This window comes from Bosea sp. F3-2 (assembly GCF_008253865.1).
GTDB lineage: Bacteria > Pseudomonadota > Alphaproteobacteria > Rhizobiales > Beijerinckiaceae > Allobosea.
Map to the genome: position 1 here is coordinate 2,145,072 of NZ_CP042331.1, position 19,408 is coordinate 2,164,479.

Here is a 19,408-nt window from a genome sequence, read left to right on the forward strand (position 1 = left end):
CACCCATGATCATCACCGATCTCATCGCTCCGATCGGCGAGTTGCTCGGCCGGCAGGCGTCGAAGCGCCCGCAGGCCCTGGCATTCCGCGACAAGGACCGTGCCGTGAGCTACGGCGAGCTGGCGGACCGCACAGCTAGCATCGCCAGCCATCTCCAGGCCAACGGCGTCGGCCCCGGCGATCGCGTCGCGATCCATCTTCCAAATTCGGTCGATTGGGTCGAAGCCTGTCTCGGCATCGTCCGCGCGGGTGCCGTCGCGGTTCCGATCAGCTTCGACGCCACGGTCGACGAGATCGCCTATCGCATCGACGATGCGCAATGCGTTGCCGTCTTCGCCCGCGAGCAAAAGCGCGACGTCCTGCGCCAAGCTTCCGGCAGCGTTGCGGTCATGGCCTTCGAGAACGGAAAGGGTGCGGCCGTCGTGGAGGACGGAGCCGGCCCGGCACCGCTCGATCCGCTCGATATCGAGCGTCCGGCCTTCATCGTATACACGTCCGGCACGACCGGGCGGGCGAAGGGTGTCGTGCTCTCGCTGCAGAGCATGTTGTGGGTCACGGCCGCCTGCTGGGCCCCGGTCGCCGGTTTGAGCGCCGACGATTACGTATTGAACTCGCTACCGCTTTATCACAGCTACGCGTTGAATCTCGCCGTGGTGAGCATCGTCGCCACGGGCGCCAGCGAATACCTGATGGAGAGCTTCTCCGCCTCCCGGCTCGCAGAGGTGCTAGCCCAGGAGCCCATCACGCTGCTACCGGGCGTCCCGACCGTCTTTCACTATATGCTGGAGCGCGCAAAGGAGGAAGGGCGCCGGACCCTGTCGAACGTGCGCATCTGTCTCTCGGCCGGCGCGGTGCTTCCCGGCCCACTCAATCAGGAGTTCGAGAACTGGTTCGGCGTCAAGCTGCTCGATGGCTACGGCATCACCGAGACGTCGACGATGGTCACGATCAACGCTCCAAGCGGCGGCCGCTTCATGGGCTCCTGCGGCCTGCCCCTTTCCGGATTGGCCACTCGCATCGTCGATCTCGACGACCGTGATGTCGCGCCTGGAGGCGAAGGCGAACTGATCGTGCGCGGCCCGAACGTCATGCTCGGCTACCACAACAATCCCGAGGCGACGGCTGCGGCCCTGCGCGACGGCTGGTACCGTACGGGCGATCTCGCACGAGCGGACCGCTTCGGCTTCCTCTCGATCACCGGAAGGCTGAAGGAGATCATCATCCGCGGTGGGCAGAACATTGCGCCCGTCGAGGTGGAGGAGGCAATTTTCGCCCATGAGAGCGTCCTCGACTGCGCGGTTGTCGGCATTCCACATGAGTTTCTGGGCGAGGTTCCAGTTGCCTTTGTGATCGCGCGTCAAGGCACGACCCTCGAGGAAACGCTGATCATCGAACATTGCCGCTCGCGCCTGTCGTCCTACAAGGTGCCGCATTCCGTGCATGTTGTTCCGGAAATCCCGCGCACCGGATCCGGCAAGGTCCAGCGCTTCAAGCTTCGGCAAATCCTCGAACGCTAGACCCCGTGCCGTCTCTCAAAGCGCCGCACCACGACCGCATGATCATAAGCCGTTCCAAAAAGAAGGCCTCGTTCAGCGAGGCCTTCTTCATTCGTTCCGTGACGATCTTCCCGACCCAGATGGCCGGGACTCTACTGGACGAGCGGGCAGCCACCTGCACTCAGCGGCCGGAACACCTCGTCTCCAGGGATTGTCGCGATAACCTTGGACTGATCCCAGGGCCCTTTCGATTCGGCATGGGATTTGACCTGCATCAGATACATGTCATGGACCATCCGGCCGTCGACCCGGAGACGGCCCCCCTTCGCGAAGGCGTCGTTGACAGGTTCCTTCCGCATCGCTGCCATCGTTCCCGTAGCTTCATCGCTTCCGGTCGCTTCGATTGCCCTCAGATAGTGTCGAACAGCCGAATAAGCCCCGACTTGAATCATGCTAGGCATCTTACCCATGCGGGCAATGTACGCTTTGGCGAAGGCTTGGCTCTCGGCATCACGATCGGCGAACCAACCATCGGGATAGACGAGCCCGTGGGCCGCACCCAGTCCCAATGCCTGGATGTCGGTCGGAAACATCAACAGGCTCGCCATCGTCTGCCCGCTTTGCGGCAGGCCGAACTCCTGCGCCTGCTTGATAGCCGTCGCGGTATCGGCCCCCGCATTGGCAAGCGCGACCACATTGGCCCGCGACGACTGCGCCTGCAGCAGGTAGGAAGAGAAGTCCGGAGTGTTGAGTGGGTGGCGCACAGCCCCCGAGACCTTGCCGCCATTCGCCTTCAGGACGGCAGAGAGATCTGCTTCGAGCGCATGTCCGAACGCGTAGTCGACGGTTAGGAAATACCAGCTCGTTCCGAGCCGCTTGACGCCAGAAACCCCCATGACCTGCGAGAGCGCGTAAGTGTCGTAGGTCCACTGAGCCGTCGTCGGAGAACAGGCCGTCCCGGTCAGTTGCGCCGTGCCCCCTCCCGAAACGAGAAGGGCGCGGTTCTTGCGGCGGGTGATGTCCTGCACGGCGAGCGCCGCGGCGGAGTTCGGAACATCGACGATCGCGTCGACCTGCTCGACGTCGATCCATTTGTTGGCGATCGCCGCCGCGATGTCCGGCTTGTTCTGATGGTCGGCCGAGATCAGTTCGATCGGCCTGCCGGCGACCCGGCCGCCGACCTCGTCGATCGCCATCCGCACGGCCTCTACGGATCCCTTGCCCGTCGATTCGGCATAGGGGCCGGACATGTCGTTCAATACGCCGATCTTCACCTTCCCGTCGGAAATCTCCGCCTGCGCCATCACCGGCACCAGCAATGACCCGCACAGGATTATGGTTCTCAAACCCATCATGATCGTCCCTCCCCGCTCGTTCTTTCCTTAGAATCCGACGTTGTTTCCGCCTTTGGTCTGCAGCATCGACCGCGCTTCCTCCGGGGAGGCGATCTCTAGGCTGAGTTCGTCCAGAATCCGTCTGATCTTGTTGACCTGCTCGGCGCTCGAGGTCGCGAGCTTGCCCTTGCCCGCATAGAGGCTGTCCTCCAGACCCACCCGGACATTGCCGCCGAGGATCGCGCTGAGCGTGACGAATGGCAGCTGGTGACGGCCGGCCGCGAGGACCGACAGGTAGTAGTCGGCCCCGAACAGGCGATCGGCGGTGGCCTTCATGTGCATGAGATTCTCGGGATCGGCCCCGACGCCGCCGAGAATGCCGAAAATGCACTGGATGAAGAACGGCGGCTTGACGACGCCCTTCTCGGCGAAATGGCTGAGCGTATAGAGATGGCTGACGTCGTAGCATTCGAACTCGAAACGCGTGCCCAGGTCTCCGAGCTCGGTCATGCCCCGCTCGATCTGCCTGAACGTGTTCGAAAGGATGAAGTCCGTCGTCGACTCCAGATAGGGACGTTCCCAGTCGAACTTGAACTCCTTGATCTTCGCCGCAGCGCCCGAGATGTTGAAGTTCATCGAGCCCATGTTCATGGAAGCGACTTCCGGCTGCGCCCACTTCGCTGCCGCGAGACGCTCGTCGAGCGTCATTCCCAGACCGCCGCCCGTGCTGATGTTGAGGATCGCCGCTGTCTGCTGCTTTATCCGCGGCAGGAATTGCTTGAAGATATCCGGCGACGGCGAAGGCTTGCCTGTTTCGGGATCACGCGCATGGAGATGGATCATCGCCGCTCCGGCCTCGGCCGCAGCGACCGCGTCCCTCGTGATCTCCTCGTGAGTGACCGGAAGATAGGGGGACATGGTCGGCGTGTGGATGGATCCCGTTACCGCACACGTGATGATGATCTTGCTTGCTTTTTGCATAGCCCCTCCCTGGTTCTCGGATCGCCGTGGCGCGGCGGCAGCTCCGCCCGAGCCGCTGAGCTCTCTTAGGCTCTTGTAACTTGCATTAATAGACTTACAGTAGATGATGTCAATGCACGCTGCACCAGCATCCGTTGGCTGGAGCAGAAACCTTGCGAGCCGGTGTCCGGCTCAAGCTCGGGATAGGCAATGGACCGTGTTAGGATTATGCGTGACGGCACCAACGTCCACGAAAGAACTGGTGAACTGATCCATGCCGGGTTTTGCTGCCGGATTCGCGAAGAGCGTCAGCGACGGGAACGAAAGCGCATCTTCCCTTGCCAGTACACTTGAACGGAACTGCTCCGTGGGCCGCGCCATTGCGATCCTCTCGGATGCATGGGCGTTCCTCGTCATTCGCGAATGCCTGTTCGGCGCGCGACGGTTCGACGAATTCCAGACGCGGCTGAAAGTGCCGCGCCAGACCTTGACCGAGCGGCTCAAGCGGCTGACGGATCAGGGCATCCTCAAACGCCTCGCCTATCTCGATCGCCCTCCGCGCTATGAGTATCGCCTGACCCATATGGGGATCGATCTTTATCCCAGCATGATCGCGATGCTGCGCTTCGGCGACAAGTGGATCGATGGCGTGCCCAAAATGCCTGTGCGGCTGATCCACAAAACGTGTGGCTGCCACAGCGAGCCAATCGTGGCCTGCTCAGCCTGCGGCAACGAGCTGAAAGCCCGCGAGGTCAGCTATCGTGACGGTCCAGGTGCTGGTAGAAGTGCGCCCGTCGAATTCAGGCGGTCCCGCCGTTCCTCCGACAGCGAGCACTACAATCGCGGCCGCCCTTCCTCAGTCTCCCGTACGCTGCAGATCATTGGCGATCGCTGGACGTTCAAGGTCTCCCGGGAAGCGTTTCTTGGCGCGCGCCGCTTTGACGAGTTCCAGGATCGGCTGAACATCGCGCCGAACATCCTGACTGATCGGCTCAACCGGCTGGTGGAGAAGGGCATCTTTGATCGGCGCCTCTATCAGCGCCTCCCCGACCGATTTGAGTATCGGCTCACAGAGATGGGGCTAGATCTCTATGGGCCATTCGTGGCCATCCTGGCCTGGGGTGATCGCTGGCTCTCAAACCACGCACCGCCGATGATCCTCACCCACAAAACCTGCGGGCAAGACTTCACACCCCAGGTCGTCTGCGACAAATGCCGGCAACCCATCCATGCTTGGGAAATGGCCTACGAGCGCAACTACGACATGACCGAGGACGGTGAAGTCCGGATCAGGGAATACGATCCCTGATCCGGGCGTCCGGTCACTTCTTGACGAGTGGGCAGGTGCTCTCGGATAGAGGACGGAAAGCCTCGTCCCGGGGGATGGTCTTGACCAGCTTGTAATAATCCCAGGGCGCTTTCGATTCCTTGGGCGACTTCACTTGGTAGACATACATGTCGTGGACGAAGCGACCGTCCTCCCGGATGAGGCCGTCCTTGGCGAAGAAATCGTTGACGGGCGTCGACTTCATCTTGGCCATGACGGCCTTCGTATTGTCCGTCCCTGCGGCTTCGATGGCCTTCAGATAGTGCATGGTCGACGAGTAGTCCCCCGCATCGCCCATATGCGGCATCCGTCCCATCTTGTCATAGAACCGCTTCGACCAGGCCCGTGTCGCCTCGTCACGATCCCAATAGAAGGCGTCGGTGAGGATCATGCCCTGGGCCGTCTCAAGCCCCAGGGCATGGGTATCGGGCAGCCAGACAAGTAGGCCAGCGATCGTCTGGCCACCATCCGAGATGCCGTAGTCCTTGGCGGATTTCACCGCGTTCACGAAAACGGTCCCGGACCCGGCGATGGCGACGACCTTAGCCTTGGAAGCCTGTGCCTGCAGCAGGAATGAGGAGTGGTCCATCGTATCGATCGGATAGCGCACCGATCCGACGATATTGCCTTTGGCAGCCTTCACCGCCGCCGAGGTATCGGCTTCCAGCGCATGGCCGAAAGCGTAGTCGGCCGTCAGGAAGAACCAGCTCGTGCCGCCCTTCTCGATCAATGTCTGGCCCGTCCCTTTGGCGAGCGCGTATGTGTCGTAGGCATAATGGATGCTGTTGGGCGTGCAGGCATCCATCGTCAGGCGGGACGTGCCTGAGCCGTTCACGATCGCGATCTTGTCCTTCTCCTTGGCGATGGACACTACGGACAAGGCGATCGACGAGTTGATCAGGTTGGCGATCATGTCGACTTTCTGGACGTCGAACCACTCCCGCGCCTTGGCGACCGCGACCTCGTTGCGGTTCTGGTGGTCGGCCACAACGACTTCGACCGGCTTGCCGAGCACCTTGCCGCCGAAATCCTCGACAGCCATGCGGACTGCGGCCACGGAGCCGGGACCGGCCTGATCGGAGAACTGGCCGGACATATCCGTCAGAACAGCGATGCGGACGACATCGTCGGAGATTCCGGCGGATTGCGACCATGCGGCCGAGGCCGCCAACCCCGAAACCGCAGCCGTCAATGCCAGCGCGGCCAAGTGCTTTTTCATCATGCTTCTACCCTCCCTCGAAGTTTCCCGCCGGCGACGCGTGGTCGCGTCCGGCAACGCCCGTTCGGGCCATTTCAGTCTGCCGGGTTCGCTGATCCCGATTGACTTTCATAACTAGACTAACTATTCCGGTATCAGTCAAGACGGATCGAAACGGGCCGTCGCAGATGCGAGCGAGACAACGCCCGCCGCTTAGGGAGAGGGTCAGATGCCTGCTGTCGCGAGCTTGATGACGCATGCTGAAATGGGCGGAGCAGCACGCAGCGCCGTTGCTCGTGACGCGCGTCGTCTCAGCGCTGCAAGTGCAGATGCGCCGGTCCTTCAGGCGCGCGGCGTCACCAAGTCGTTCGGTGGCTTCGTCGCCGTCCAGGACCTCAATCTGGAAGTCGATCGTGGCGGCGTGCACGCCCTGATCGGCCCCAACGGCGCTGGCAAGACAACGGTCTTCAATCTGTTGACGCGCTTCATCCAGCCGACCGCTGGCCAGATCATCCTGATGGGTGAGGACATCACCAGCCTCGCACCGGAATTCGTGGCGCGTCGTGGCCTGGTTCGTTCCTTCCAGATCTCGGCGACTTTCGAGAAGCTGACGGTCTCGCAGAACATCCGGATCGCGCTGCAGCGGCCGCATGTGGACGCCTGGCGCTTTCTCGGGAACGGCGCCGCGCGCGGCAAGACCGATGCCCGCATCGCCGAGCTGCTGACGAGCTTCGACCTGACGCGCTACGCGAACTGGCGTGCCGGCGATCTGCCCTATGGCCGCAAGCGCGCGCTCGAACTGGCCGCGACCATGGCGACCGATCCGCAGGTCATGCTGCTCGATGAGCCGACGCAAGGCCTCGGCTTCGAGGATGTCGAGCGGGTTGCCGATCTCATCAAGGCGATTGGGACGAGCCGGACCGTATTGATGGTCGAGCACAATATGAGCCTGGTCTCCCGCATCGCCGACCGCATTACCGTCCTGCGCTCCGGCGCGATCATCGCCGATGGGGACTACGCCACCGTCTCGCGCGATCCCCAGGTCATCGAGGCCTATCTCGGCTCCGGCCGGCGCAGGGCGAGGCACTGATATGACGATTCAATCACTGCCGCCGGCCTCGACCGCCACCGCTGCCCTCAGCGTTCGCGATCTCCACGCCTGGTACGGCCATTCGCACATCCTTCACGGCATCTCATTCGACATCGCACCTGGCGAAGTCGTCGCACTGCTCGGTCGCAACGGCAGCGGCCGCACGACGACATTGCGCGCGATCATGAACCTCGTCGGCCGTCGGGAAGGCTCGATTCAGGTCGCCGGGCGGGAAACCGCAAAGCTGCAGCCGCATCATATATCGCGCCTCGGCATCGGCTACTGCCCGGAGGAGCGCGGCATCTTCGCGAGTCTGAGTTGCGAGGAGAACTTGTTGCTGCCGCCGCGGATCCGCGAGGATGCGATGCAGGACGATGAGATCTATGCCCTGTTCCCCAACCTTCTTCGCCGACGCGATGCGCCCGGGACGAAACTCTCCGGCGGCGAACAGCAAATGCTCGCAATGGCCCGCATCCTGAGGACCGGCGCGCGCACCCTTCTGCTTGACGAGATATCCGAGGGCCTGGCGCCGGTTATCGTCGATGCGCTCTTCGACCTGATCCTGAAATTGCGTGAGCTTGGTTTCACCATTCTGCTCGTCGAGCAGAACCTCCACTTCACTGCGCCACTGGCCGACCGCTTCATCGTAATCGAACGCGGCAAGGTCGCGCTCGAAGTCCAAGCCAGGGATCTCGAGGCCAGCACGGCGGCGATCGACCGTCTGCTCGGCGTCTGAGGGAGAACGACATGATCATTCTCGGCCTGCCGCTCCAGGTTCTGCTCGGGCAACTCACCATCGGGCTTATCAACGGCAGCTTCTACGCGCTGCTCAGCCTTGGCCTGGCGATCATCTTCGGCCTGCTCAATGTCATCAACTTCGCGCATGGCGCCTTCTTCATGCTTGGCGCCCTCGCGGCCTGGCTCGCCCTGACCGTCGGCGGCGTGAACTACTGGTGGGCGCTCGTTCTGGCCCCCCTCGTCACGGGTTTGTTCGGGATCATCGTCGAACGCCTGCTTCTGCGCCGCCTGCAGGGTCTGGATCACCTCTACAGCCTGCTTTTCACATTTGGTCTGGCGCTAGCGATAGAAGGCACCGTTCGGGACATCTACGGGACCTCGGGCCTCGCCTATCCTGTACCGGCTGCTCTGCGCGGACCGGTCGACCTCGGTTTCATGCGGCTGCCGGCCTACCGCATCTGGGTCGTCGCCGTGGCGCTCGTGGTTTGCTTCGGCACATGGGCGCTCATCGAGAAGACGCGCATCGGGTCCTATCTGCGCGCGGGCACGGAAAATGCCCGGCTGGTGCAGGCGCTCGGCATCAACGTGCCACTGCTCGTCACGCTGACCTACGGCTTTGGCGTGGCACTGGCGGGGCTCGCCGGCGTGCTGGCAGCGCCGATCTATCAGGTTCAGCCGCAGATGGGCTCCAGCATGCTGATCATCATCTTCGCCGTCGTCGTCATCGGCGGCCTCGGCTCGACGATGGGCACGATCCTGACGGGGCTCGCGCTCGGCGTGATCGAAGGGTTCGCCAAGGTGTTCTATCCGCAGGCCTCTTCCACCGTCGTCTTCATGATCATGGTCGTCGTCCTGCTCCTGCGACCGGCCGGCCTGTTCGGGAAGGAAGCCTGACGATGAACCGCCTCGCTCCGCTCGCGCTGCTGGCGCTCGCCGCCATCCTTCCGCTCGCCGGCGTCTATCCGCTGTTCCTGACGAAGTGCCTGACCTTCGCGCTCTTCGCCATGGCCTTCAATCTGTTCACCGGTTATGTCGGCTTGCTCTCCATCGGTCACGCGTCCTTCTTTGGGATGGGAGCTTACATCGCCGGCTATGCGGCAAAGGCCTGGGGTATGCCGACCCCTGTCGCCCTTCTGGCCGGCATCGCCGTCGCGACGGCTCTGGGTGCCGCCTTCGGTGCAATCGCGATCCGACGTCGCGGCATCTATTTCGCGATGATCACCCTGGCCCTCGCGCAGATGGTGTACTTTTTCTGCAGCCAGGCGCCATTCACGGGCGCCGAGGATGGGCTCCAGAACATCCCGCGGGGTACGGCTTTCGGCCTGCCGCTCGGCAATGACCTCGTCTTCTACTATTTCGTACTGGTTCTGAACGTCCTGGCCTACCTCTTCATCCAAGCGGTCATCGCCAAGCCATTCGGGGAGACCCTTCAGGCCATCCGCGACAACGAACCACGCGCCATTTCGCTCGGCTACGACGTTCGCTCGTACAAGCTCGTCGCCTTCACGATTTCCGCAGCCATCGCCGGACTGGCCGGAAGCCTGAAAGCCTTCGCTCTCGGCGTGGCGACACTTCCCGACGTCCACTGGACGCAATCGGGAAACGTAATCCTGATGTGCCTGCTCGGCGGCATGGGAACCGCGCTGGGGCCGATCGTTGGTGCGGTCGTCATCGTCCTGCTGGAGAACCAACTCGCGAGCTTGGGTGTGATCCGTCTCGGCGTCCTCAGCATCGACTTTTCGACCAAGGCACCGATCGTGATCGGCATTGTCTTCATGCTCTGCGTCTTGCTCTTCCGCCGGGGCATCGTCGGCGAACTGATCGCGGTCCTGGGCAAGCGCGGTATGGCAGCCGAGACGGCGCCAAAGCACACATCCTGACCCGGCAGCATTCGCGGACATTGACATGAACGACTTCATCTTCAACACGACGAAGACCATCGTCTCGCAGTTGGGCGCTGCAGCACGGATCGCGGAGATCGTCATTCCGGTTCTTGGGCCGCGCATCGTGCTCGTAACGGACGCCGGTTTGCGACGCGCAGGCCTGATCGAACCAGCTCTTGCATCGCTCAGAAGCGCGGGCGCCTCGGTCGAGATTTTCGACGAGGTCGTGGCCGACCCGCCCGAGGCCAATGTCCTCGCACTGGTTGGTCTCATCCGTGAGCACGAGACCACGGGAGTGCTCGCCATCGGCGGCGGGTCTCCCATGGACGTGGCCAAGGTGGCTGCGTTGATCGCGGGCGGCGGCGAACAGCTCTCCGAGGTCTACGGCGTCAACAAGGCACGCGGCCCCCGCCTCCCGCTGGCCCTGGTCCCGACAACCGCTGGCACCGGTTCCGAGGTCACGCCGGTTGCGATCATCACCACCGGCGAGGCGATGAAGGCCGGTGTCGTCTCGCCGCTGCTGCTGCCAGACATCGCCGTGCTGGATGCCGAACTCACCATCGGCCTGCCGGCCGCGGTGACCGCAGCGACCGGCATCGACGCCATGGTGCACGCCATCGAGTCCTATGCCTCGGCCTCCCCGAACAACAACCCGATCTCGCAAGGCCTTGCGCGCCAGGCCCTGCGATTGCTGGGCGCCAACATCCGCGAGGCGACTTTCAACGGCGCCAATCGCGATGCCCGCGCCGCGATGCTGCTCGGCTCGCTCTTCGCCGGGCAGGCCTTCGGCAACTCGCCGGTGGCAGCGGTACACGCGCTGGCCTATCCGATCGGTGGGCATTTCCATGTGCCGCACGGATTGTCGAACGCGCTGGTGCTTGCGCCCGTTCTGCGATTCAATCTTCCGAAAGCCCGGCATATCTACGCAGAGATCGCCGCTGACGCATTCCCGGAACTCACCGCTATCGCCTTTGACGCGCGTGGTGAGGCCTTCGTAGACAAGCTGGTCGAGCTCAACCGTGACTTGAAAGTGCCCGAGGGCCTGCATTCCGTTCAAATCCCGCGCGACGCGCTGCCGATGATGGCTCGCGATGCGATGAAACAGACACGCCTCCTGGTGAATAATCCCCGCGAACTGTCCTATGAAGACGTATTGGGGATTTATGAGGAGGCATTTTGACCGAGGCGAGGTTTGTTGATTGAAGGCCCGTGGCGCGCCTTCTCAACCGCCAAGATTTTGCGGTCAAACGGATAGTATGGTGCAACGGGAGAGGTGGGATCGGGACAGCCAAGTCATTTACAAGCGCCCCGAGCGCGCGAGGTTGAAGTGGCTCCGATCCGCAGACTCCCATACGAACCCGCGGAGTGATGATTCGCCTGCTGCCAGCGGAGCGGCTTCGATCAGCTTGAGGATGTGCGGCTCAGACCGAGCGCGGGACACGAGACCTACCTTCATACCGAAGATGTAGGTCAGGCGCGGGCGTTACATTCTACTCTGCGCTGAACCGAGCGAGCTAGAGCATCGGCCCGAAAAGTGGCACGCGGTTTTCGGGAAAAGCCGATGCAAGATCAAAGAGCTAGAGCATCGGACTGAATACGATATTCAGTCCGCTGCTCTAGCGGCCTACTCCTGCGGCGTAACTCGACGTGGCGGAAGCGATAAACCGTTCGATGATGACTTCGGCTTCCCAACCAGGTTGAACAAGGTCTGTTGTTCCGGCGCCGCGGATTATTGAAAAATAGAGCCGTGCCTCAGCATCGGGATCGATGTTGGCCGGCACCAAACCGGCGTCGATCGCTTCGCGAAATTTGCCGGAAAACCATCCCAATACCGTGAGGTTATGGTTGCGGATATCCACGGCCAAATCTTCATTCGTTACGCCCGCCGCGATAACGGCGAACAGAGCTTTGCCATCGGTTGGTGCGCGAGTCCATCGTTGGACCGCCGCCCTGAGGCGACGGAAGATTGCTTCGAGAGGATCATCCGACGGATTGTCGCTCTCGCTAAGACTTCTCGAGGTTCGCGCCAGGATCTCGACAACCACCCTGCGCATCAGTGATTCTCGGTTGCCAAAATAGTGGGCCGCGAGACCACGGCTGAACCCTGCTGCTTCCCCCAGATCGGCAAGCCTCAGCTGATCGTATCCCCGGTCGGCCACCATCTCGATGGCGGCTTGGATCAGCTTCTGCTCCGATTCCTGATGGCGTTCGGCCTGCGTCCGACGCGCTTTCTGCATCGCTGCTCCTGCCCCGTTCTCGCTACCTTCTGCTTGCGTCCCGATACACACGCCGGGCAAAAAATGACAGGGGGATTGGTCCGCACGACGTCCAACGGCAGGTCGTCATGCGGTCAAGCAGCGCGCAGGAGCGCTCCCAGATCGCCCGCCGGGCCCTCGCCTGCTTCCATCGTCTGCTGCCAGAGGCGCTCTGCGACTTCCGCACCGAGAAGCGCGACGGCCTTGGCACGCAGCCCCCGATCCAGGATCTCTGGCCCGACCGATGCGTCCAGGTCGTGCCCGAATCGAAGTACCAGACCGTCGCTCGACGTGATCTCGCCTTCGGCTTGCATCTCGGTCAGAGAGCTGTCCCCGACAACGGTCACGCGTGCAGCAAGCGCCGACAACTGCCGGTCCGTCGCCATCGTCTCGGAATAGCTGTCCTCGCGGGCTGTCGAAATGCCGGAAACGGCCATTGCGGCCAGCCAAGCATAGCTGAATTTGATTTCCAGCCCGGTCCGCGGCGCTTTCAAATCGCAGACGGTCAGCCACCGCGGGCTCGTGCGCAACCGGATGGCCTCGACCTGACAGGCCTTCGGACGTGCAGGCATGGCCAGAAGCGCCTCGATCATCGCATGGGTACCATGGCAACATGCGTGCAGCTTGAATTTCACGGCTTCGAACAAGAAGTCGGCCCGCAGCCCTGCCTGCGGGTTTGGGCGGTCAGAATGGGTAGGAAGGAACCCGTTGGTTCCCTCGATGCCGTCGAGGGCCGAGGACAGGCCGGCGCGCGCCCAGAGTGCGCATTCCACGCCGTTCGAGGCGGCCAGCCCGGCATTCAGCGGCTTGCCCATGCTGCCAAACTGGTTCTTGATTCCCGAGGCGCGGGTGGCGACGAGGCCTATGGCCTCGCGCATCCTGTCTCCTGGAAGACCGAGGAGCCTCCCGGCCGCGACTGTTGCTCCGAAGGCGCCGGCGGTGGCAGTCTGGTGAAACCCTCGATCGTAATGCACCGGGCCAAGCGCCAACCCGACCCGGATCGCGGCTTCGGCTCCGAGCAGGAAGGCCGCGACAAGCTGATCCACGGACGCGTCGACCAGCTCCGCTACGGCAAGGCATGCTGGATAGATCCCCACCGACAGATGGCCGATATGGGCGAAATGCGTGTCATCGTAGTCGAGCGCATGCGAGGTGGCGCCGTTGACGAGCGCCGCCATACGCGGCGAGGTCTTGCCACCGCCGATCAGGCTGGCGACAGGGGCCGCCGCCTCTTCGACGGCAGAGCCGCGCAACAGCCGCGCCACCGGCTCGCTTGTCGCGGCGAGCCCGCAGGTCATCCAGTCGAACAGCGAACGGCGCGCCATGCGCAACGCAGCATCGGGTAACGCGGCGGTCTCATGGCAGGCCAAAGCGACAAGGTGATCGGTCAGACTCTGGCCGGAATGAATCGGGATCATCGTTCTTCCACCTGTTCCACGATCATGCGGGCCCGTATGCGCACGGGTTCATCCACCATTGCACCATCGACAGACGTGACACCGCTGCCGGTCGCAAGGACGCGATGGGCCCAGTCGATCTCATCCCTGGACGGCGCGAAGGCGCGTTTGACCTCGGCAATCTGCGAGGGGTGGATGCAGAGCTTGCCTGTCATCCCCAAATTTCGGGCATGCAGCGCATCTTCGTAAGCCGCCGTCGGGTCGCCCATCCGGACGGTCACCCCGTCGAGCGGCGCGACAATCCCGGCAAGCCGCGAGGCCAGCACCAGCTCTTGCCTTGCGGGCAGCAGAATGTCGCGTAGATGCGCGCAGCCCAGATCCGCACAATAGTCGACGGAACCGAAAGCCAACCGCGCCACGTCCACCGTCGCTGCAATAGCGCGGGCATTGGCAAGGCCACGGGCGCTCTCGATCAGAGCAATCAGGGGGCGGCCAAGCCTGCAGGCTACGATCGCGCAAGTCGCGGGATCCTCGGCCTTCGGCAGGATCGCAGCAGAGACGTCCAACCCGGCGACGGCCGTCACGTCGGCCTCATGCCAGTGGGTGCCGTGGGCGTTCAGGCGCACAATCACCGGCAGGTCGGTGAAGCCGGTGGCCAGCGCGTGCCGTGCCGTCTCTTTCGCACGGGCAGCCACGGCGTCCTCGAGGTCGAGGATGATGGCATCCGTGCCGGAAGCCGCGGCCTTGGCAAACCGGTCGGGCCGATCGGCGGGAACGAAAAGAGGCGCGCGAATTGCCGGCAGGTTCACCATTCCGTCCGTGCCTCCATCGCGATCGGGCCACCCGTACGCGCCGTCCAGAGCCGCAGAGCTTGTCCTTCTTCGGCCGCGTTCAGGCTGAAATCTGCATCGTCGAACAGCGCAGACAAGCTACGGAAGCTGAAATGCGACGGGCGCGCGCCCCGGATCGCCTCGGCGAATTGCACAAGCAGCATGGCCTGAAGCGGTCCATGCACGACGAGACCCGGATAGCGTTCGACATCCCGGACATACGGGACGTCGTAGTGGATGCGGTGGCTGTTGAAGGTCAGCGCCGAATAGCGGAACAGAAGCGCGCTCGAGAGGGCAACAGCACGTTGGTGCGCGCCCGCCGGCGCTGCAGGCGGCCGTACGGCGACCGGCCTCGGCGGTTCGTCGGCGCGATAGACGATATCCTGGCGCTCGCTCAGCACGGGCTTGCCGTCCCCGGTCACTTCGTGTTCGACCGTGACGAAACAGAGCACGCCACTGCGCCCTGATTTGGCAACCACGTCGCGGACGACCGAGCGGCGTGCCATGGTTTCACCGATACGCAATTCGCCCCGAAACTCTAGCGCGCCGCCCGCCCACATGCGGCGCGGCAGAGGTACCGGCGGCAGGAACCCGCCACGCGCCGAATGGCCATCCTCTCCCAGGCGTGACGTTGGGACAGCGCCCGACGCCAGACATAGGTGCAGCATCAGGGGAGCGATGGCACCTGGTGCGGTATCGCCCTCGCGGTCGAGCGTGGCGTTGAAGCGCTGCACCAGACTGCGGGTCACCAACTCGGTCGCAGTTTCCTCGCGCCCGATCCACTGGCGCAAATGGTCGATGTCGAGGTCCATCACGCTTCTTCTCCGGGAAGGGCCGGCACAGGCCGGTACTCGCGCTCGACGCCCATCACGATCGGTGCTGGCGCGGGAAAGGCGACGGGGCCGTTCCGGGTGGCGACGGTGATGCGGCGCAAATGTGGGTGGGTGGAGAGCGCCGCCATGTCGTTCACCGAGGCGAAGGCAATGTCAGCCTCGATCAGGCGCTCCTGCGCAGCCTTGGCGTCGAGCCCGGCGAAGGCGTCCGCCACCAATGCGTCCGTCGCGGCGCGATTGCGCACACGCACGACATTGCTGGCGAAACGCGCATCCGTGACCAGCTCCGGCCGGTGTAGGAAAGCAGCGCAGAACTTTGCCCATTCGCGTTCGCTCTGGATCGAAATCAGGACGTCTTTACCATCTCGTGTCTTGAACACGCCGTAAGGCGCAATCGAGGGATGGGCGAGGCCGATCCGTGTCGGCGCCTTGCCGCCCTCCTGGTGCAGGAGGGGCACGGTGAGCCATTCTGCCATGACGTCGAACATCGAGACGCGGATGTCGGCGCCTTCTCCAGTGATGCCACGTCCGATCAGCGCTTCGAGGATAGCGGCATGCGCTGTGGCGCCGGTTGCGATGTCGACGATCGAGATGCCGACCCGCGCGGGCTCGTCGGGCCCGCCCGTGATCGAGGACAGGCCCGATTCGGCCTGGATCAGGAGGTCGTAGGCCTTGCGCTCGGCATAAGGGCCGGTCTCGCCATAGCCGCTGATCGAGCATGAGATCAGGCGCGGATGGCTCTTGCGCAGCGCTTCTGGCGCGAAGCCCAACCGACCCAGCGCGCCCGGCTTGAGGTTCTGGACGAGCACGTCGGCCTCGTCGATCAGCGCACGCAGCCTAGCCTTGCCGTCCGGCGCGGCGAGATCGACGACGAGCGATTCCTTGCCGCGGTTCAGCCAGACGAAGTAGCTCGACTGCCCCTTGGCGACATCGTCGTAGCCGCGGGCGAAATCGCCCTCCGCTCGCTCGATCTTGATCACGCGGCCGCCGGCATCCGCGAGGCGCGAGGTACAGAACGGAGCCGCCACCGCCTGCTCAATGGCGATGACGGTCAGCCCCTCCAGGGGGCGCCGGGCAGAGGCCATCAGAAGGACCTCGGCAGGCCGAGGACGTGCTCGGCGACATAGGACAGGATCAGGTTCGTCGAGATCGGCGCCACTTGGTAGAGGCGGGTCTCGCGGAACTTGCGCTCGACATCGTATTCGCAGGCAAAGCCGAAGCCGCCATGGAACTGTAGGCAGGCATTGGCCGCCTCCCAACTCGCCTTGGCGGCGAGGTACTTCGCCATGTTGGCCTGGGTGCCGCAGGGCTCGTGCGCATCGTACCGGCGGCAAGCCTCGAAGCGCATCAGGTTCGCGGCTTCGACCTCGATGAAGCTTTCGGCGATGGGGAACTGCACGCCCTGGTTCTGGCCGATCGGCCGGCCGAAGACGACGCGCTCCTTCGTGTAGTTCGTGACCTTGTCGATGAACCAGTAGCCGTCGCCGATGCATTCGGCCGCGATCAGCGTGCGCTCGGCGTTGAGCCCGGTGAGGATATACTTGAAGCCCTGCCCTTCCTCGCCGATCAGGTTCTCGGCCGGGATCTCGAGATTGTCGAAGAACAGCTCGTTGGTCTCATGGTTGACCATGTTGAGGATCGGCCGGACGGTCATCCCTTTCGCCTGCGCCTCGTGCAGGTCGACGATGAAGATCGAGAGCCCTTCCGACTTCTTCTTCACCTGGTCGAGCGGGGTGGTCCGCGCCAGCAGGATCATCAGGTCCGAGTGCTGGATGCGGCTGATCCAGACCTTCTGGCCGTTGATGACCCAGCGATCGCCCTTCTTGACTGCTGTCGTCTTGATCCGGGTGGTGTCGGTTCCGGTCGTCGGCTCGGTCACGCCCATCGATTGCAGGCGGAGTTCGCCGGTTGCGATCTTGGGCAGGTAGCGCTTGCGCTGCTCCTCCGAGCCGTGCCGGATCAGCGTGCCCATATTGTACATCTGGCCATGGCAGGCGCCGGAATTGCCGCCGGCCCGGTTGATCTCCTCCATGATGACGGAAGCTTCGGTGAGGCCGAGCTCCGATCCGCCATATTGCTCCGGGATCAAAGCCGCCATCCAGCCGGCCTTGGTCAGCGCGGCGACGAATTCTTCAGGATAGCCGCGCGCCTCGTCCACCTTGCGGTGATACTCCGGCGGAAACTCCGCGCAGAGCGCCCTTACGGCGGCTCGGATGTCCTCATGGGCATTTTCGTTCATGGCAGCGGCTCCTCCTGGCAGGCGACCGTCGAGGGATCACGACTGCCCTTTCCTCCTCTGGCCAGCTTTTGTCACGCGCATAGCGCACATGCAAGATACTTGCTATTTTGACAGCAAGTTATTTCAGAGATATGCCTGCCTGCAAGAGGATTTGGCGCCCACCGTTCGAGGCGACATGCCCCGCTTGGGAGGAAAGAATGGCGAAGCCAACCAATGATGTTGACGTCCTGATTGTGGGGGCAGGGTTTGCAGGGATCTACCAGCTCTATCGGGCACTGAAGGCTGGCTACTCGGCTCGGGTCCTGGAGCGGGGTGGCGATGCAGGCGGGACCTGGTATTGGAACCGCTACCCGGGCGCTCGCTGCGATGTTCCCAGCCTCGCCTATTCTGTGTCCTATCTTCCCGATCTGGACCAAGAATGGACTTGGCCGGAGGCTTTCGCGCATCAATCCGACATCTTGAAATACCAGCAGCATATCGTCGACCGGCTGCAGCTGCGTCCTCACATGACCTTCGACACCGAGGTAACGGAGACCTTCTGGGACGGTGCTCGCTGGCAGGTGCGCAGCGAGACCGGTGAAGCGTGGTCCGGCCGCTTCCTCGTGATGGCGACGGGCACGCTGGTGGTCCCCAGGACGCCGAACGTGCCGGGGCTGGAGTCCTTCAAGGGCCGCTGGTTCCATACCGGGCGCTGGCCGCACGAGCCCGTCGATTTCACCGGGCGGCGGGTGGCAGTCGTCGGCACCGGGTCGACCGGCATCCAGGTCATCCCCGTTGTCGCCGAAGAGGCTGCGCACCTGACCGTGTTTCAGCGCACACCGAAATTCACGGTCCCGCTCGGCAACCGCAACCTGAGCGAAGCCGAAATCGCAGACGCCAAGGCGGCCTATCCCGGCTTCCGGGCCGCTAACCGGAAGGCCGACTACGGCTATCACTTCGACCGCCCGACCTACGATCTTTCGAAGCTGCCCCCGGAAGAACAGGAGCGGCTGATGCAGGAGGCCTGGGATCGCGGGCGCTTCAACGGTTTCCTCACCAGCTATGCGCCCAATCTCGGGATCGTCAACAAGGCGGTGAACGACGTGCTGGCCGATTTCGTACGGCGCAAGATCGCCGCGGTCGTCAAGAATCCCGAACTGGCCGAGACTCTCACCCCGCGCGGCTATCCGATCGGGGTGAACCGGTTGTGCCGGGACACGAATTATTATGAGACGTTCAACCGCGCCAACGTGTCGCTGGTCGACAATCTGAAGGATCCGATCGTCGCCATCACGTCCAGGGGGATCGATACCGAGAAGGCGAGCTACGAGTTCGACGACATCATTTTCGCCACCGGTTATGACGCGATGACCGGGCCGCTGACCTCGATCGACATCCGCGGATCGGATGGCCGCAGCGTCAGGGAAGCGTGGCTCGCTGGCGCCAGAACCTATCTTGGAGTGGCGACAGCGGGCTTTCCCAACATGTTCATCATCACCGGGCCGGGCGGCCCTTCGGTCCTGTCTAACGCCATCGTCACGATCGAGCAGAACGTCGACTTCATCACGACGGTGATGGAGCATATGAGCAAGACCGGCGCCACGACGGTCAGCGCGGATCCCGGTGCCGAAGAGGCCTGGATGCAGCATGTCCAAGACGTGTCGTTGCAGTCACTCTACCGCGAAGCGCACAAGGCGAATGCCTGGTACACCGGAGCCAACGTGCCGGGGAAGAAGGTGCAGTTCCTGCCCTTCGCAGGCGGCGTAGGCAAGTACGAGGTTATCACCGACGAGGTCGCTGCCGAGAATTACCGCGGCTTCGTGTTCGCCTGATCCAACACCACCGCGCC

General features: G+C 63.2%; 17 protein-coding genes. 8 read left to right on the plus strand and 9 right to left on the minus strand.

All coding sequences use genetic code 11. The features are described 5' to 3' along the window. Nucleotides 1-5: 5 nt before the first annotated feature. Nucleotides 6-1,517 carry a class I adenylate-forming enzyme family protein gene (locus FQV39_RS09995; protein WP_149130155.1) on the plus strand — a complete coding sequence of 504 codons (1,512 nt, stop codon included), beginning with the start codon at nucleotides 6-8 and terminating at the stop codon, nucleotides 1,515-1,517. 131 nt (nucleotides 1,518-1,648) lie between these two features. On the opposite strand, the gene FQV39_RS10000 is transcribed toward FQV39_RS09995, so the two are convergent. Beyond that, entirely contained in the window at nucleotides 1,649-2,800 is a 1,152-nt protein-coding gene (locus FQV39_RS10000) for an ABC transporter substrate-binding protein (RefSeq protein WP_248313309.1), read from the minus strand. A gap of 78 nt (nucleotides 2,801-2,878) precedes the next feature. Then, entirely contained in the window at nucleotides 2,879-3,811 is a 933-nt protein-coding gene (gene kce / locus FQV39_RS10005; RefSeq protein ID WP_149130157.1) for a 3,5-dioxohexanoate:acetyl-CoA acetone transferase, read from the minus strand. Nucleotides 3,812-4,064: 253 nt separating this feature from the next. Here kce and FQV39_RS10010 point away from each other — a divergent pair, with 253 nt between their 5' ends. Next, nucleotides 4,065-5,099, plus strand: coding sequence for a winged helix-turn-helix transcriptional regulator (locus tag FQV39_RS10010; protein ID WP_149130158.1), 1,035 nt, complete (start codon nucleotides 4,065-4,067; stop codon nucleotides 5,097-5,099). A gap of 13 nt (nucleotides 5,100-5,112) precedes the next feature. On the opposite strand, the gene FQV39_RS10015 is transcribed toward FQV39_RS10010, so the two are convergent. After that, nucleotides 5,113-6,336 carry an ABC transporter substrate-binding protein gene (locus FQV39_RS10015; protein WP_149133760.1) on the minus strand — a complete coding sequence of 408 codons (1,224 nt, stop codon included), beginning with the start codon at nucleotides 6,334-6,336 and terminating at the stop codon, nucleotides 5,113-5,115. A gap of 244 nt (nucleotides 6,337-6,580) precedes the next feature. On the opposite strand from FQV39_RS10015, the gene FQV39_RS10020 reads away from it, so the two are divergent. Genes FQV39_RS10020 through FQV39_RS10040 form a run of 5 tightly spaced genes read left to right on the plus strand, consistent with a single transcriptional unit; the run spans nucleotide 6,581 to nucleotide 11,206 of the window. Next, nucleotides 6,581-7,405, plus strand: coding sequence for an ABC transporter ATP-binding protein (locus FQV39_RS10020; RefSeq protein ID WP_149133761.1), 825 nt, complete (start codon nucleotides 6,581-6,583; stop codon nucleotides 7,403-7,405). A 1-nt stretch (nucleotide 7,406) separates the two neighbouring features. Continuing rightward, nucleotides 7,407-8,141, plus strand: coding sequence for an ABC transporter ATP-binding protein (locus FQV39_RS10025; RefSeq protein ID WP_149130159.1), 735 nt, complete (start codon nucleotides 7,407-7,409; stop codon nucleotides 8,139-8,141). An 11-nt stretch (nucleotides 8,142-8,152) separates the two neighbouring features. After that, on the plus strand, nucleotides 8,153-9,037 hold the full coding sequence (locus FQV39_RS10030) for a branched-chain amino acid ABC transporter permease (RefSeq protein ID WP_149130160.1): 885 nt from the start codon (nucleotides 8,153-8,155) through the stop codon (nucleotides 9,035-9,037). A 2-nt stretch (nucleotides 9,038-9,039) separates the two neighbouring features. Next, nucleotides 9,040-10,023: a branched-chain amino acid ABC transporter permease gene (locus FQV39_RS10035; RefSeq protein ID WP_149130161.1), complete on the plus strand. Its 984-nt coding sequence runs from the start codon at nucleotides 9,040-9,042 to the stop codon at nucleotides 10,021-10,023. Nucleotides 10,024-10,048: 25 nt separating this feature from the next. Further along, on the plus strand, nucleotides 10,049-11,206 hold the full coding sequence (locus tag FQV39_RS10040; RefSeq protein ID WP_149130162.1) for an iron-containing alcohol dehydrogenase: 1,158 nt from the start codon (nucleotides 10,049-10,051) through the stop codon (nucleotides 11,204-11,206). A gap of 436 nt (nucleotides 11,207-11,642) precedes the next feature. Here FQV39_RS10040 and FQV39_RS10045 read toward each other — a convergent pair whose 3' ends face one another. From FQV39_RS10045 to FQV39_RS10070, 6 genes are all read right to left on the minus strand, one after another. Next, nucleotides 11,643-12,263 (minus strand): TetR/AcrR family transcriptional regulator, encoded by a 621-nt coding sequence (locus FQV39_RS10045; protein ID WP_149130163.1) that lies wholly within the window; start codon nucleotides 12,261-12,263, stop codon nucleotides 11,643-11,645. A 113-nt stretch (nucleotides 12,264-12,376) separates the two neighbouring features. After that, nucleotides 12,377-13,699 (minus strand): MmgE/PrpD family protein, encoded by a 1,323-nt coding sequence (locus FQV39_RS10050; protein ID WP_149130164.1) that lies wholly within the window; start codon nucleotides 13,697-13,699, stop codon nucleotides 12,377-12,379. After that, nucleotides 13,696-14,490, minus strand: a complete 795-nt coding sequence (locus FQV39_RS10055; protein WP_149130165.1) for an HpcH/HpaI aldolase/citrate lyase family protein — start codon at nucleotides 14,488-14,490, stop codon at nucleotides 13,696-13,698. Before FQV39_RS10055 ends, FQV39_RS10050 begins: the two co-directional genes overlap by 4 nt. Continuing rightward, nucleotides 14,484-15,320: an HTD2 family dehydratase gene (locus FQV39_RS10060; protein ID WP_149130166.1), complete on the minus strand. Its 837-nt coding sequence runs from the start codon at nucleotides 15,318-15,320 to the stop codon at nucleotides 14,484-14,486. The genes FQV39_RS10055 and FQV39_RS10060 overlap by 7 nt, the downstream gene beginning before the upstream one ends. Continuing rightward, nucleotides 15,320-16,426, minus strand: a complete 1,107-nt coding sequence (locus FQV39_RS10065) for a CaiB/BaiF CoA transferase family protein (RefSeq protein ID WP_149130167.1) — start codon at nucleotides 16,424-16,426, stop codon at nucleotides 15,320-15,322. The genes FQV39_RS10060 and FQV39_RS10065 overlap by 1 nt, the downstream gene beginning before the upstream one ends. Continuing rightward, entirely contained in the window at nucleotides 16,426-17,580 is a 1,155-nt protein-coding gene (locus FQV39_RS10070) for an acyl-CoA dehydrogenase family protein (RefSeq protein WP_149130168.1), read from the minus strand. Before FQV39_RS10070 ends, FQV39_RS10065 begins: the two co-directional genes overlap by 1 nt. A gap of 197 nt (nucleotides 17,581-17,777) precedes the next feature. On the opposite strand from FQV39_RS10070, the gene FQV39_RS10075 reads away from it, so the two are divergent. Next, a complete protein-coding gene (locus FQV39_RS10075; protein ID WP_149130169.1) occupies nucleotides 17,778-19,391 on the plus strand; it encodes a flavin-containing monooxygenase in 1,614 nt (537 codons plus the stop codon). Nucleotides 19,392-19,408 lie beyond the last annotated feature (17 nt).